12 protein-coding genes, 1 tRNA gene and 1 pseudogene are annotated in these 15,508 nt (G+C 50.2%); 12 read left to right on the top strand and 2 right to left on the bottom strand.

The features are described from left to right. The first annotated feature begins 723 nt into the window (after positions 1-723). From ACWHXD_RS25740 to ACWHXD_RS25720, 5 genes are all read left to right on the top strand, one after another. Entirely contained in the window at positions 724-1,773 is a 1,050-nt protein-coding gene (locus tag ACWHXD_RS25740; protein WP_138763226.1) for a ComEC/Rec2 family competence protein, read from the top strand. Continuing rightward, the gene (locus ACWHXD_RS25735) at positions 1,766-3,091 is read left to right on the top strand and encodes an ABC-three component system protein (protein ID WP_138763225.1); all 1,326 of its coding nucleotides are present in this window, start codon (positions 1,766-1,768) and stop codon (positions 3,089-3,091) included. Before ACWHXD_RS25740 ends, ACWHXD_RS25735 begins: the two co-directional genes overlap by 8 nt. Beyond that, positions 3,078-3,620, top strand: a complete 543-nt coding sequence (locus ACWHXD_RS25730; RefSeq protein ID WP_138763224.1) for an ABC-three component system middle component 1 — start codon at positions 3,078-3,080, stop codon at positions 3,618-3,620. Before ACWHXD_RS25735 ends, ACWHXD_RS25730 begins: the two co-directional genes overlap by 14 nt. Further along, a complete protein-coding gene (locus tag ACWHXD_RS25725) occupies positions 3,610-6,741 on the top strand; it encodes an AAA family ATPase (protein WP_138763223.1) in 3,132 nt (1,043 codons plus the stop codon). The genes ACWHXD_RS25730 and ACWHXD_RS25725 overlap by 11 nt, the downstream gene beginning before the upstream one ends. A gap of 214 nt (positions 6,742-6,955) precedes the next feature. After that, complete coding sequence (locus tag ACWHXD_RS25720) at positions 6,956-7,675, top strand: DUF6602 domain-containing protein (RefSeq protein ID WP_138763222.1); 720 nt, start codon at positions 6,956-6,958, stop codon at positions 7,673-7,675. Between the two features lie 217 nt (positions 7,676-7,892). Here the strand turns inward: ACWHXD_RS25720 and ACWHXD_RS25715 are convergent, their stop codons facing one another. Beyond that, positions 7,893-8,183 (bottom strand): hypothetical protein, encoded by a 291-nt coding sequence (locus tag ACWHXD_RS25715; RefSeq protein WP_238344588.1) that lies wholly within the window; start codon positions 8,181-8,183, stop codon positions 7,893-7,895. 24 nt (positions 8,184-8,207) lie between these two features. Here ACWHXD_RS25715 and ACWHXD_RS25710 point away from each other — a divergent pair. Next, a pseudogene (locus tag ACWHXD_RS25710) lies at positions 8,208-8,918 on the top strand (transposase); the annotation flags it as partial. Between the two features lie 120 nt (positions 8,919-9,038). On the opposite strand, the gene ACWHXD_RS25705 reads toward ACWHXD_RS25710, so the two are convergent. Then, a tRNA-Leu gene (locus tag ACWHXD_RS25705) sits at positions 9,039-9,123 on the bottom strand. A 108-nt stretch (positions 9,124-9,231) separates the two neighbouring features. Between ACWHXD_RS25705 and queA the strand changes: the two genes are divergently transcribed. The 6 genes from queA to ACWHXD_RS25675 all read left to right on the top strand — a co-directional run bounded on the left by queA (position 9,232) and on the right by ACWHXD_RS25675 (position 15,305). Further along, positions 9,232-10,281 carry a tRNA preQ1(34) S-adenosylmethionine ribosyltransferase-isomerase QueA gene (gene queA, locus ACWHXD_RS25700; protein WP_138762231.1) on the top strand — a complete coding sequence of 350 codons (1,050 nt, stop codon included), beginning with the start codon at positions 9,232-9,234 and terminating at the stop codon, positions 10,279-10,281. 5 nt (positions 10,282-10,286) lie between these two features. Continuing rightward, entirely contained in the window at positions 10,287-11,402 is a 1,116-nt protein-coding gene (tgt, locus tag ACWHXD_RS25695; protein ID WP_032803964.1) for a tRNA guanosine(34) transglycosylase Tgt, read from the top strand. Between the two features lie 43 nt (positions 11,403-11,445). Continuing rightward, positions 11,446-11,784: a preprotein translocase subunit YajC gene (gene yajC, locus ACWHXD_RS25690; RefSeq protein WP_003175975.1), complete on the top strand. Its 339-nt coding sequence runs from the start codon at positions 11,446-11,448 to the stop codon at positions 11,782-11,784. Positions 11,785-11,846: 62 nt separating this feature from the next. Then, positions 11,847-13,715 (top strand): protein translocase subunit SecD, encoded by a 1,869-nt coding sequence (gene secD, locus ACWHXD_RS25685; protein ID WP_003194025.1) that lies wholly within the window; start codon positions 11,847-11,849, stop codon positions 13,713-13,715. Between the two features lie 9 nt (positions 13,716-13,724). Beyond that, the gene (gene secF / locus ACWHXD_RS25680; RefSeq protein WP_032895384.1) at positions 13,725-14,639 is read left to right on the top strand and encodes a protein translocase subunit SecF; all 915 of its coding nucleotides are present in this window, start codon (positions 13,725-13,727) and stop codon (positions 14,637-14,639) included. Between the two features lie 123 nt (positions 14,640-14,762). Next, complete coding sequence (locus tag ACWHXD_RS25675) at positions 14,763-15,305, top strand: glycine zipper 2TM domain-containing protein (RefSeq protein WP_003194023.1); 543 nt, start codon at positions 14,763-14,765, stop codon at positions 15,303-15,305. The last annotated feature ends 203 nt before the right edge of the window (positions 15,306-15,508 follow it).

The following is a 15,508-nucleotide window of genomic DNA, read 5'->3' as shown; positions in this document are numbered from 1 at the left end:
ACCGCGTTAGCGGCAGCCGTGCCAGCTTACTGAAATTTCAATGTTGAAATCGAAAGGATCTTGAAGAAAAGAGGGCATCGTTACCGCATTGGTAATGGTGTTCGCAGAGGGGCCAAACGGTAGGGCAAATGCACAGCTGAACTGGAGTTCACCGGGTTCACCTGTTCACTAAGCTGGGTTACTTTCCGCTAACACGATCCTGCGGGTTTCCTACCCCCTTCCCCCCGTTATCTAAGCAGATCCAAAAGTGTGACTGATCCGCCTCGCTGAAGGGGCGATACTAATGGGGTTTGGGGGCACTTATAAACCGTGTTACGGGTGTTACACGCGTTACGCTTAATTATAAGTATATGATTTTAAACGATTTAGGTGGCGTCACACGGTTCTTCTTCTTTTCCCGATAGACGTGTTACACGGCAAATAGATGTTACATAAATGACTGCTCACCGGTGCCCCGTTTATTGATGATCAAAACGAATGTCATCGGACCAGACCTCTTCGCAGGGCTTCCGCCGGCGTCGCGCAGACATTCATAAAAGAGCGGAGGCAGGTCAAGCCTAGATAAAAATCGAAAATTAATTGCTAATCCAAAATGAACAAGGTAAGAGATAGCAATTTGCCAGCGCGTTGCGCTAAAAATTGCCCACGTTAGGGATAACCATTCTCAGCTAGCATTGCTGTGCATGCCGTTACTCTAGCAATGAGCTCAGGGAGGAGAAGGCCATGCCAGTTAACGTCCGTGTGTTAAAAGCGTTTCACGGCGATTGCATATTCATAACCATTGACTCAGGAACTGTCACGGAGAGGATCCTGATCGATGGGGGCCCAGAAGCTAACTTCGGTGTCTCTCCACAGGGAGAGCTCAGAGCCCTACTCAACGAGTTAGAAGTTGAAGGCAAACAAATTGATCTCGTCATACTTACACATGTTGACGAAGATCATATTGGCGGCTTAATAAAGGCCTTTGAGGTAAAAGACGGACTTACAAAGCTTGCGCGTAAAGTGATCTTTAATTCTGGACGACTAATTCATGAGTACTTCAAGGTTGAAGTAGATCCAAGTAAAGAAATTACAGGGAACTTTACTCAGTCCGTAAATACATCCATTAAACAAGGGAACACCCTAGATCGGTTGCTAAAAGACCTTGGGGTATGGCAAGAGAGAGTGATAAAACAGGGCGATAAATATGCGCTGCAAGGCTGCGAGTTGATATGTCTGACACCTAATGAAGATGAGTTAAAAAAGCTTTTGGTGAAGTGGGAGAAAGATCAATCTAGCCCATTCACCTCGGCATCAAATACCGACTGGAAAAAGAGCTACAAAGAACTTCTTGATCAAGACTCGTTTAAAGAAGACAAGTCAAAGTCAAACGGAAGCTCGATCTCATTTATTTTAAAAGTAGGCGAGAAAAATTTTCTGTTCTTAGGTGATTCGCACCCTACTAGCATCACCCAAGGCCTAGCAAGGCTGGGATACAATGCCGATACCCCTATCAACGCAGAGATGGTTAAGCTCTCTCACCACGGGAGCAAAGGTAACACCAGCCTTGAACTACTGTCTGCAATAACTTGTTCAAGTTACATAGTGAGCACTGATGCAACTCGCCATGGCCTCCCAAACAAAGTAACGTTTGCACGCATTCACAGTAAAAACTCTAATGCAGTCATATTTTTTAATTACAAGTCGGTAATTTCAAGCGTCTACACTAGAGACGAAATTTCAAAACTAGGGAAAAATGTCATGGCTCTATCTGGGGAGCTAACCTTTGCCTAACCAAATTAACAAAATACGCTCCCATGTCGTCATGGTTAATGATGGAAGTGGTGTGCTCGTCCAGCCGGCTCTGGGCAACCAAAGCTATATACTCACCGCGAAACACGTGCTGGAGATTGAAGAGAATTCGCGGTTATATCACGATATCGATGAAATCATCGTCACAAAAATAAATGGAGACGTAATTAATTTAGCAAAGCGAATTGTGAGCGATGATAACGACATAGCCATTTTGATTGTTGACAGTAAGCTGCTAGACTCCGACCTGCAAATTTCCATATCAAAACCAGAGAGAAATAAGAAGGTTTTTTATTACGGATATCCTGCTATCCGTAGAGGCTTAGAGCCTCGTGAACAATTAAGAGAGTATCCAGGGCAAATAAATGAAGTTGAAGACGACCGATTTTCAGTAGCCCTTGACGGGAGGCCTGGCTGGGGTGAAGTAGCGGGATCTTCCGGCGGGGGAGTATTTGTTGAAATTGGAGGAGACATATTTCTTCAGGGAATAGAGTCACGAGTAGAAGGCGTCGTCGACCGTGAGTTTCATGGGAAGGTTATTTGCACGCCTATAGCCATTGTCGAAAAGTTTATTACCGAGTCTGGACTTGAAAAAATACATCCTCCATCCATGGCTAGTTTTATAGGGCTGGTAGATAAAACATTTCAATGCTTTGCCCAAGCCGAGGACCCGAATAACCTCACGTTCCTCATAAATCAACTTCAAGAGCGTGGCTCTAAGCTCAGTTCTGCAGAGGAAATGAACCCTTTCACGCTCTTTGAGAAGTTCAAGAAAAAGCTATTAATTAGAGACTGCCCCGAGCAAAATCTCTACAACGAAAAGCTTTGGATCGCATACCTTGAATTCTTAATAATCAGCAGCCTAATCGATGATATTGATGTTGCCGATTTCTCTTACATTGATGAAAACTCCGCTCGACGTAGATTCCTATTTTCAACCGATCAAGATAATTGGATTTGGAAGTTGATGGATATCTTTCGATCAGATTTCCGTGGTCTGAAACTCGGTGGCAAGATTGTCGTCAGTACTGGGGAGAGCGCCCCGAAACATGAAGCCCGCAAGTCGTCTTTAAAAAAGGTTGTGGTTGACATAGGGCGCGGCCAAAAAAGTGAAATGATGGTCGACTCAGGCATTACCAACCCAGCGATTGACTTCACAGTTTACAATTTAACCGGCCTACATAAGCTTTGCGTAGTAGATGACGATGAAAGTTTTGCCAATTACTACGCTGGAAGCGATGAATATGGTGAAGTTGAGTTAATGGCCCTAATAAAAGACCTTTACAATGCATATATCTAAAGCTACACAAGGCATTGAGTTTTTATCTCAGCAGTTTCCTCGGGCAGGATTCTCCCTATATCGATCACAACCAGAAAATTACATAAGCTGTTTTGTCTGCTGGCTGAAAGATGAAAGTGACTTGCTTTTTTTATGGAAGAAAGTGACAAGCGTTATAGCGTACGAATACCAGACTGAATTGGAAAATAAATTTGACGCGTGGAATATCTACCTTGCATTTGTAACCCCGTCTTCAATTGCAAAGACGACAAAGTATGAAATTGAAAATGACAAATTTTGCATGCGAAAACTTGTAGTTTCAGATGCTACTCATACGTTTGACCCGGAGATTCATCTAAATAACGAAATTTTAGGTGCCGACCTAAAACTCGGTCCCGTATTCTCATATATGCCTCAAGAGGATGCAGAGGAATTAAGCGGGCTACACAAACAGCTGAACCAACTGCTATCAGATAAAAAATCCAATTCAACCCTGTCATCTGAAGACGTTCTTTACTTAGCTAAATGGATTTCTAACAATGAAATTTAAATCCGTGGATGTTGTAGGTTTTCGCGCGTACGCACTTGAAGGAGATGGAGTGTTTGATTTTTCAAATTCAGACGGCAATGTTTCCAATTTTATATCAATATATGCCCCGAATGGGTTTGGCAAAAGCTCTTTTTATGATGCTATGGAATGGGCAATAACAAATAATATAGGCCGGTATATTAGGGAGAGCCAGCGTACAAGTAATGATTCAGCATCCCTATACCTGAATACTAGTGGGTCTTCACAAAGAATATTAAAAAATCGGTATATCGCGGAAGACGCGCCCTCCTACGTAAGAGTAAGGGCGACTGGAAATAAGGAGTTTAATCGTACTGTCCGACGGCCCGCTTCCGGTCAGCGCGACTATACATATGACACAGCGAAAACAGACATAACGACCAAGCATTTAGCGGATATCTTCTTATCTCAAGATGCAATTGATGCATTCTTAAAAGAAGAGCGACCTGAACAACGCTATGATCGGTTCATGGGGGCTTTTGGAGGGAATGATGAAAAATACCGTAGCAGTCTATTCTCTTCAATAAAATCTTGTAATCGAGAGCTAAAACAACTGAGAGATGCAATATCGGCTCTGGAAGAAAACCTGCGTGAGCCCACACTAGAGTTTAGCGTAGACGAAGTAAATAACACCATAGACGAAATAAATCTATACGGCGGTAGCTTTCCTAAGATTGGAAGTTCGTTCACAGAGTTAGAGCAAACGGAGTTACTTTCCATGCTCTCTAAGCGCGTAATCGAATTAAAATCCGAGCAAGCTTCACTACTGCAACAAGGTCTGGCAATTGACTCCTGTTTGGGAAGCCTGCCTCTCCTTGGCCAGTACCGTGAGCACCGCACGAAACTTAATGCTGATTTAGAAAGAATACGTGCCAACAGAGATGATATTAGCGCGTTGTCTAAGGCGCTAGACACTAAAAGTAATTTAGAGCAACGACTCCGAACTTTTGTTGATGAGGCTCAGCTCATCTCTCTTATCTTGTCTAATCAGCAGCAACTTAACAGAGTAATTAAAGACATCGCCACCAATAAGCAGAAGCTTTCTGCCGTCGATGTTTTACTCAGTAACAAAAAAATATCAAGCAGTGCGGATGTTCAATTATTAGAATCTCTCCGCCGCGAACGGCTTGACAATGATACTCAGTTGGCGACCTTGTTTGATGATTTGACTAAGATCGAATCTCAGTTTGTCGACATTGATACGCACGAGAAATTAATTCTCGGTCTAAATGCAAAGGTAACCGAGTCCGAAAGGAGACTATCAACTGCACTAACTCTTAAAAACTCATTGTTGGAGGAACTAGCGAAGTACGCTAGCCTTGCCGTCGGAAAATCAATTGTTTCCGATGTGACTCAAGCATTACTTAAGCCAGATCCTCAATTTATTGTGAATTTTCACCAGCACATAGAGTTAAAGGACGAGATCCAAGAACAAATCAATATATTAGATGCGAACTCCAAGGATTTAAGCGGACAATCTGCCGATTTGTTCTCACTCATGAGCATGGCAAAAACACTGTTGTCTAAAACTCTTTCCCATGCGTGTCCTGTGTGCAACGCGCAATATGAGTCCCACAACGCCCTTCTAGAAAAAATCCAATCAAATGGTAGCATTGAGACCGCGCTCCAATCTCTTTTAGCAAGCAAAGCAGAACTTCAGAAAAAAATTACTCAGATTGATGAATTTCTGAACCGCGGGCAAAGCTACCTGGAAACTCTTAAATCATCTGCAATCGCTGATATCAGCACCAGGCTTTCAAACACTGAATCTGAGATTGAACGCATAAATCGTGAAATGATAAATGCGAAACAAGAACACACAGTGAAAACCGATAGCTTACATAGCCTCAGAGCTGCGGTTAGAAACCTAGGTAAAGGCGATTACATTGAATATTTGAACCAAGCTATTTCTAGCATTAGAGCGACCATCGTTACAATCGAAAGCCGCCTTGAGGAGGTGCTCGCCTCAATCAAAGCTTCCAATGAAGCAACCGAAGTTATAGCCTCCAACAGAGCTGGAATCCTCGCTAAGTTGGATGTCGCAGAAAAAGATGATATCTACACATTATATAAAAATCTCAAGAATCAATACATACTACCGGACGGTGATATTGTTGAAGTGTTTTCGCTAAAGCATAACGAACTGAACGAAATCCAAAACAACCTAAAAAAAGAACTATCTGTCTCCGCGGAAAACATAACAAAAGCTCAGGGGGACTTAATAAAAACTGACGCATACTCATCTGAAAATCTACTCCTGGAAAGATTGGTCTCGCTTAACGAGGAGCTAAATGGGCTTCAAGACGCTTTAATGCAAATTGAAGCAAGCTTAAGCCCTATTGTTAATGATTTCAGCGCGCCAATTGAGCTTCTGTATAATGAATTGCAGGCTGGCAAGTCTGAAGTTGATGAGAGAAAAGCTAAAGCTTCTTCTTCTTTAATGCTTGCCAATGTTGTTAAGGCCCAAATCGAAGACGTTTTGCCATTCTTTAAGTTTAGGGAGCTGCGCGCCAAAATTGACTCGCATCGAGATACAAAAAACCAGATCGAGGCCTTGTATATTTCGCTTAGCAGGGAGCTAAGGCAGACTGAGATTAAGCTCAAGGAACGCATCGATAACTTCTTTTATACTGATTTAATTACTTCTATCTATCGAAAGATTGACCCGCATCCATTTTTCAAAACCGTAAGATTTGAGTGCATTTTCCCTATTGAAGATAGGCCAAGACTGGAAGTGTATCTCTATGAGGAGGAAATGAGCCAGCCAATTTCTCCGGCTCTGTACTTCAGTTCGGCACAATTGAACATACTTAGCCTGAGTATCTTTCTGGCGAAAGCGCTGCATATTGAACACGATGGTCAGCCAGTAAGATCAATACTGATTGACGATCCGATCCACTCCATGGACTCAATCAACGTACTTTCAGTAATCGACTTATTGCGGAATATATCAATTAAATTTGATCGTCAAATAATTTTGTCTACACACGATGAGAACTTTTATGAGCTTTTAAAGCTCAAGGTTCCAGAAGAAAAGTTTGGTTCTAAATTTATAAAATTCAAATCGTTCGGTGTTGTGCATGCCGATGGGGACACCGATTAAATTAAAGTGCGGACTCACTGAGAAGCAATTTATATTAGGTGAAGCCGTATGGCTCAAGCCGCTCAGGTAAGCTGGGCGGTATATTTATCAGAGATACACCCTTTTAGTTTTTTTGATTTCCCTGCTAACGCAGGATATAACCAGCCGCTGAATTGCACATGAGATTTGCAATGATCGCTGAAGTAATGTATGACAATCCACTAAGGCTATATTCATGTTTGAAGCTATGTTCGCGGCAAATGTAAAAGAATTGCGATCGATGTTCTTGGCAACTAAAGATGTCGAGCATAATGGGGAGAAAGGTAGTCTTCGCGAGGCGTTTGTCATAAGCCTGCTTCAGCAATATCTTCCAGTTCAATTTGGTATAGGGTCCGGGGTCGTTGTTGACAAGCAAGGAAGGCAGAGCCCTCAAATCGATATTGTTATATATGACAAAAGAACAATGCCGCCGATTTTGGATAAGTCAGGGCGCGGTATCTATCCGATTGATGCAGTTTTGAGGGTCGTCGAAGTAAAAAGTGTTCTCGATACATCTGCATTGTCGCAACTCACTAAGATAATTAACTCTTTTGATCCAGATAACCCAGATGGTCTCAAGATGGCTAGCAAAGGAAAGCTACCAAAAGGCCGTAGTTTTTATCCTGTATGCGCCATGTTTGCTTTTGACTCAAAAATAGCAAACCTTGGCGATCATTGTTTTAACAACAAAAGCCTACATAATTCTTTAATATATACTGATAATGGTCATCTATGGGGCGTCAGAATGACTTCTCCTAATGCTAAACGACCGCCACCCCAGGGAAAGTACATGAAATTTTCAGACGAGAACTATGGGTTGAGAATTTTCATTGGATTACTATTCGATCAAATTGAAACCACAGCGAAATCTAGAAGTGACTACAGTCCTTTAGATTGGATGAATGGTGCGTCCTAAATAAATCGATCATGAATCGTATGCTTTCGACCTTGTTTGATTTTGCATTTGACTTTTTCGTACCGGCCAGGACGACAATTATCCCGTTCCAATGCAGTTTTCGGGCCTTTATGTAATCAGGCATCTGAGCACTTTTTTGTAGTGGTTTATTCATGGTTAGACCGATGGTTGGCCCGAAGCAGCTGACCCTCGCCGGTTGCTTCGGGGAGGGCTCAGCTTAGGCCGGCAACAGGTCAAGCAGGCTGTGTTGGTGTGAGCGGTCTGCAAGTTCTCGAGAGGTCCGGCTTCCGAAGCTTTCACCTTGCTCAGGAATGTGCAGCTTCAGCAGCGAAACCGGATCCAGGCTAATCAGTTTTCGTGCAGCCCACAGCTTGCCGCCGGTCTCCAGCAGTGCTTTCGCAGCCTCGTTCCACTGCTCTTCCAGCACAGTGTTCGCCAGGTGAGCTGCTTTGTTCTCGATCTTGGCGCGTTCTGTTTGTGCCTCCGTGATATGCAGATCAATCGTCACCAGCTCTTGTTCCAGCGCGGTGATCACTACCGTAAAGGCACTGGTGGGCGCGCCAAAACAGACCTCAGCGATGCGCAGTTACTAGCTCGCTATTTGAGAAATGAACAGGCCGATTTGCGTGCCTGGAATCCGCCGCCGAAGATTTATACCAAACTTCAAAGCTTGCTTCGCCGACGTGCCGCACTGGTGAAGATGCGTGTTGCTCTGAACCAGAGCTGGGCAGGTGAGCCGTTGCTCAAAGCCTCGTCCAAGAGCATTTCAGCTTGTCTTGATAGACATGAAGCCCTCATTGAAAAACGGATATTAGCTGCTGTCACTGAGGCGGGTGTCTTGCATCAAGTCAGACGCTGCCAAGCCGTCGAGGGTATTGGTTTTCTTACGGCAGTTGCCCTGACCATGGCCTTTCAACGAGGAGAGTTTGAAAGTGCTGACGCTTACATTGCTTTTCTGGGAATGGACTTGAGGGTGTCCGACTCTGGGCAAATGAACGGGCGCCGTTCGTTGAGCAAGAAAGGTGACTCAGAGATCCGCAGGTTGCTGCATAACGCGGCGTCAGCAGGTATTAGGTCAAAAGCCTGGAAGCCTTTATACGAGGGCTATCTGGCAAGGGGCCTGAAAACAACTCAAGCCCTGGTCATCATTGCCCGCAAGTTAGCGCGTATCGCCTTTTCGCTCATGAAAAACCAGAGCGAATATCAATCAAAAGCGGGGTTGGGGGCTTCCCCCAAACCATAGAATCTCCCACATTGGATCGTGTTTCACGTTGGTAATGGGCGGTGAGCAATGAATTAGCCCGCCGCCCACTTTTTTGCAGGCGAAAAAAAAGACCTTGAATTTCAAGGTCTTTCTTTAAGATGGTGCCCCGAGGGAGACTCGAACTCCCACTCCTTTCGAAAACGGATTTTGAATCCGCCGCGTCTACCAATTCCGCCATCAGGGCTCAATGGCGGCGAAGTATAGAGATGAGATTACCGTTGGTCAATCACGTTTCATGGTCTATTTTCACTATTTCCGCTAGACTTCCCGGCCCTGCTAGACGAACCCCATCATGCGCGTTGCTGACTTTACTTTTGAGCTCCCTGATTCGCTGATCGCTCGCCACCCTTTGGCCGAGCGTCGCGCCAGTCGACTGCTGACCCTGGACGGGCCCAGCGGTGCCCTCGCACACCGTCAATTCACTGATTTGCTTGAGCATTTGCGCCCAGGCGATCTGATGGTTTTTAACAATACCCGGGTGATTCCGGCGCGGCTGTTTGGCCAAAAAGCGTCCGGCGGCAAGCTGGAGATCCTGGTGGAGCGGGTGCTGGACAGCCATCGTGTGCTGGCCCATGTGCGCTCCAGCAAGTCGCCCAAACCGGGGTCGAGCATCTTGATCGAGGGCGGTGGCGAAGCCGAGATGGTCGCGCGCCACGATGCCTTGTTCGAGCTCAAGTTTGCTGAAGAGGTGTTGCCGCTGTTGGAGCGTGTCGGCCATATGCCGTTGCCTCCTTATATAGACCGCCCCGACGAAGACGCGGACCGCGAGCGCTATCAGACCGTGTACTCACAGCGCCTCGGCGCCGTCGCCGCACCGACTGCCGGGCTGCATTTCGACCAGCCACTGCTGGATGCGATTGCCGCCAAGGGCGTCGACACCGCCTATGTGACCCTGCACGTGGGGGCCGGTACGTTTCAGCCGGTGCGTGTGGATAACATCGAAGACCACCATATGCACAGCGAATGGCTGGAAGTCAGCCAGGACGTCGTGGACGCGGTTAATGCGTGCAAGGCGCGTGGCGGTCGAGTGGTTGCGGTGGGCACTACCAGCGTGCGTTCGCTGGAGAGCGCAGCACGTGATGGCGTGCTCAAACCGTTCAGTGGCGACACCGATATCTTCATTTTCCCAGGGCGGCCATTCCATGTGGTCGATTGCCTGGTCACCAACTTCCATTTGCCCGAATCCACGCTGTTGATGCTGGTGTCGGCATTTGCCGGTTACCCGGAAACCATGGCTGCCTACCAGGCCGCCATCGCTAACGAGTACCGTTTTTTCAGCTACGGTGATGCGATGTTTATCACCCGTAACCCGGCGCCGCGCGGCCCTGAGGACAACTTATGAGTCGTATGTCGTTTGAATTGCTCGCTACGGACGGCAAAGCCCGTCGCGGTCGCCTGACCTTCCCGCGTGGCACTGTGGAGACCCCGGCGTTCATGCCGGTCGGCACCTATGGCACCGTTAAAGGCATGTTGCCCCGTGACATCGTCGCCACTGGCGCCGAAATCATTCTCGGCAACACCTTCCACCTGTGGCTGCGCCCGGGCACGGAAGTGATCAAGAAGCATGGCGACCTGCACGACTTCATGAAGTGGCAGGGCCCGATCCTCACCGACTCCGGTGGTTTCCAGGTGTTCAGCCTGGGCGCCATGCGCAAGATCAAGGAGGAGGGCGTGACCTTCGCCTCGCCGGTTGACGGCGCCAAGGTGTTCATGGGGCCGGAAGAGTCGATGCAGGTACAGCGCGACTTGGGTTCGGACATCGTGATGATTTTTGACGAGTGCACACCGTACCCGGCCGATGAAGACGTGGCGCGTATCTCCATGGAGTTGTCGCTGCGTTGGGCCCAGCGTTCGAAGAACGCCCATGGCGATAACACGGCGGCGCTGTTCGGTATTGTCCAGGGCGGCATGCATGAAAGCCTGCGCAAACGCTCGCTGGAAGGCCTCGACAAGATCGGCTTCGACGGCCTGGCCATCGGCGGTTTGTCGGTGGGCGAGCCCAAGCACGAAATGATCAAGGTGCTGGATTACCTGCCGGGCCTGATGCCCGCAGACAAACCTCGTTACCTTATGGGCGTTGGCAAACCGGAAGATCTCGTAGAGGGTGTGCGCCGCGGTGTGGACATGTTCGATTGCGTGATGCCAACCCGTAATGCCCGCAATGGGCATCTGTTCATCGATACAGGCGTGCTGAAGATCCGTAACGCGTTCCATCGCCATGATGATTCGCCGCTGGATCCTACCTGTGACTGCTACACCTGCCAGAACTTCTCCCGTGCTTATCTGCACCATCTGGACAAGTGCGGGGAAATGCTGGGTAGCATGTTGAATACCATCCACAATTTGCGTCACTACCAAGTCCTGATGGCTGGTTTGCGCGAGGCTATTCAACAGGGTACATTGGCCGCCTTCGTCGATGCCTTCTATGCCAAGCGTGGCCTCCCTGTGCCGCCCTTGGACTGAGTTTTCCGACCCTAAGATTCACTATTTGCAACTGGAGTGCTAAATGAGCTTTTTTATCTCTAACGCCATGGCTGACGCCGCTGCGCCTGCTGCTGCCGGCCCTATGGGCGGTGGTTTCGAGTGGATTTTCCTGGTCGGCTTCCTGGTCATCTTCTACCTGATGATCTGGCGTCCACAGGCCAAGCGCGCCAAAGAGCAGAAAAACCTGCTGGGCAGCCTGCAAAAAGGCGACGAAGTCGTGACCACTGGCGGCATCGCCGGCAAGATCACCAAGGTTTCCGATGCTTTCGTGGTACTGGAAGTCTCCGACACCGTGGAAATGAAGTTCCAGAAGGGCGCCATCGCCGCCACGCTGCCTAAAGGCACGCTCAAAGCGATCTGAGTAACAACCTTTACCAATCGACGGGGCGCGCAAGGCGCCCCGCGTTATAAGCGGGCGGCGTGATGCTGAACAAATACCCTCTGTGGAAATACGTACTGATCCTGGCGGTGCTGGCGATCGGTTTTATTTATTCCGCTCCCAATCTCTATCCTGATGACCCGGCGATCCAGATCTCTGGCGCCAGCACTTCGCTGCAAGTCAATCAGGCAGACCTGGACCGTGCGAGCAAAGCGCTCAATGACGCGGGTATCCAGGTTAAAGCGGCAACCTTGGCGGCTGGATCCAAAGGCGGCTTGTTGCGCCTGACCAAGCAAGAAGACCAATTGCCGGCCAAAGATGTCGTACGCAAGGCCATGGGTGATGACTACGTTGTCGCGCTCAACCTGGCCCAGACCACGCCACAATGGCTGCGCAGCATTGGCGCGCACCCGATGAAGCTGGGTCTGGACTTGTCCGGTGGTGTGCACTTCCTGCTGGAAGTCGACATGGACAAGGCCCTGGACGCACGTCTGAAGGTCTACGAAGGCGACGTGAAGAGCCTGCTGCGCAAAGAGAAGCTGCGCTATCGCAGCCTGCCGCAGCTCAACGGTGCCATTCAGCTGGGCTTTGCTGACGAAGCTTCCCGCGAACAGGCCCGTGCGCTGATCCGCAAGAACTTCAATGATTTCGACATCGTGCCTGCCGACCTCAATGGTCAAGCGGTACTGCGTCTGGCGATGAGCCCGGCCAAGATCGCTGAAATCCGCGAATACTCCATCAAGCAGAACTTGACCACGGTGCGTAACCGCGTCAACGAGCTGGGTGTGGCCGAGCCGATCGTGCAGCGCCAGGGCGCCAACCGCATCGTGGTTGAGCTGCCGGGCGTACAGGACACCGCTGAAGCCAAGCGTATCCTCGGCAAGACCGCCAACCTGGAGTTCCGTCTCGCGGCAGACCCAGGCGCTACGCGTGCTACTTCCGAAGAATTCGAATTCCGTGAAGGCAACCGTCCTCCTGCGTTGATCGAGCGTGGCTTGATCATCACCGGTGACCAGGTGACCGACGCCAAGGCTGGTTTCGGCGAGCACGGCACGCCTGAAGTGAACATCCGTCTGGATGGCCATGGTGGCGAACTGATGAGCCGCGCCACGCGCAGCAACGTCGGTCGCAGCATGGCGGTGATCTTCATCGAGCAGCGCCCGGTGACCACCTACACCAAGCAGATGGTCAACGGCGTCGAGAAAGACGTGCCGGTGCAGACCTTCAAGGAAGAGAAGAAGATCATCAGCCTGGCGACCATCCAGTCGCCGCTGGGTGCTCAGTTCCGTATCACTGGCCTGAACGGCCAGGGCGAGTCTTCCGAACTGGCGTTGCTGCTGCGTGCCGGTGGCCTGGCGGCACCGATGTACTTCGCTGAAGAACGTACCATCGGCCCGAGCCTGGGTGCCGACAACATCACCAAGGGTGTCGATGCGGCGCTGTGGGGCATGTTGTTCGTGTCCCTGTTCATCATCGCCATCTACCGCTTCTTTGGTGTGATCGCCACCGTTGCCCTGGCGGGCAACATGGTGATGCTGCTGGCCCTGATGTCGTTGCTGGGCGCCACACTGACCCTGCCAGGTATCGCCGGTATCGTACTCACCATGGGTATGGCGGTGGACGCCAACGTGCTGATCTTCTCGCGGATTCGTGAAGAGATCGCCGCCGGCATGACCGTGCAGCGTGCAATCAACGAAGGCTTCGGCCGGGCATTTACCGCGATCCTCGACTCCAACCTGACCACCTTGTTGGTCGGCGGGATTCTCTTCGCCATGGGCACAGGCCCGGTGAAAGGCTTTGCGGTGACCATGTCCCTCGGGATCTTTACCTCGATGTTCACGGCCATCATGGTGACCCGCGCAATGGTCAACCTGATCTTTGGCGGGCGTGACTTCAAGAAGTTGTGGATTTAAGGGGCTGCCATGTTACGTACAATCAACTTCATGGGCGTTCGCAACGTTGCGTTCGGCGTCACCGTGCTCCTTACCGTTCTGGCGTTGTTCAGCTGGTTCCATAAGGGTCTTAACTACGGCCTGGACTTCACCGGCGGTACGCTCATCGAGCTGACCTACGAGAAGCCGGCCGACGTTACCCTGGTGCGCAACGAGCTGGTCAAGGCCGGCTATCACGAAGCCGTGGTACAGAGCTTTGGTGCCACCACCGACCTGCTGGTGCGCATGCCTGGCGAAGACCCGCAACTGGGTCACCAGGTCGCCGAGGCCTTGCAGAAGGTGGGCGGCGACAACCCGGCGTCGGTCAAGCGCGTCGAGTTCGTCGGCCCGCAAGTGGGTGAAGAACTGCGCGACCAGGGCGGCCTCGGCATGCTGATGGCGCTGGTCGGCATCATGATCTACCTGGCGTTCCGCTTTCAGTGGAAGTTCGGTGTCGGCGCCATTGTGTCGCTGATCCACGACGTGGTCGTCACCGTGGGTATCCTGGCCTATTTCCAGATCACCTTCGACCTGACCGTATTGGCGGCCGTGCTGGCGATCATTGGTTACTCGCTCAACGACACCATCGTGGTATTCGACCGGGTTCGTGAGAACTTCCGTGTACTGCGCAAGGCGACGTTGATCGAGAACATCAACATCTCCACCACCCAGACCCTGCTGCGGACCATGGCGACGTCGATCTCCACCTTGCTGGCGATTGCTGCGCTGATGATCTTCGGCGGCGACAACCTGTGGGGCTTTTCCCTGGCGCTGTTTATCGGTGTTCTGGCGGGTACCTACTCGTCGATCTACATCGCCAACGTGGTGCTGATCTGGCTGAACCTCAACAGCGAAGACTTGATCCCTCCTGCCGCTACCGATAAGGAGGTCGACGACCGTCCTTGATGGGCGCTTGTTGATCCGCTGTTACAAGAAAGGCGCGAGTATTGAACTCGCGCCTTTTTTTTTGCTCCAAGGCTGGGTATAGCGCGGATCTTTCGGTCCGCTTGTGATGGTCAGGAGGTTCATGTGAACAAGTCGTTGCTGGTTGGTGCGGTATTGGGTGCTGTCGGTGTGACTGCCGGAGGCGCTGTTGCCACCTACAGCCTGGTAAAAAGCGGCCCTGAGTATGCGCAAGTACTGGCAGTACAGCCGGTGAAAACCCAGATTAAAACCCCTCGTGAGGTCTGCAAGGACGTCACCGTGACCCGGCAGCGTCCGGTGCAGGACCAACATCAAATCGCCGGTACCGTGGTGGGTGCCCTTGCGGGTGGCCTGCTAGGCAACCAGATTGGTGGCGGTAACGGTAAGAAGCTGGCCACCGTGGCCGGTGCGGTCGGTGGTGGCTACGCCGGTAACAAGGTTCAGGAAGGCATGCAGAACCGCGATACCTACACCACCACGCAAACTCGCTGTAACACCGTTAACGACATCAGTGACAAGGTGGTCGGTTATGACGTGCGTTACAACCTGGATGGCAAGGAAGGTACCGTGCGTATGGAGCGCGACCCTGGCAGCCAGATTCCGGTGGACAAGGAAGGCCGTTTGATCCTGGGGCAGAACCAGCAATAATTGCTGGGCAGTCACCGTTCAAAATGTGGGAGCGGGCTTGCTCGCGAAGGCGTACTGTCAGTCGGCAGATGTATTGACTGACCTACTGCATTCGCGAGCAAGCCCGCTCCCACATTGGGTATGTGCTGTGGCGGAAAAAACGCAGCATTACCCAAATGCCAAGCATAAAAAAGCACCCCGAGGGGTGCTTTTTTTGTGCTCGC

The sequence above is a fragment of the Pseudomonas fjordensis genome, from assembly GCF_976987115.1.
This window is presented reverse-complemented; position numbering and strand designations above follow the sequence as displayed.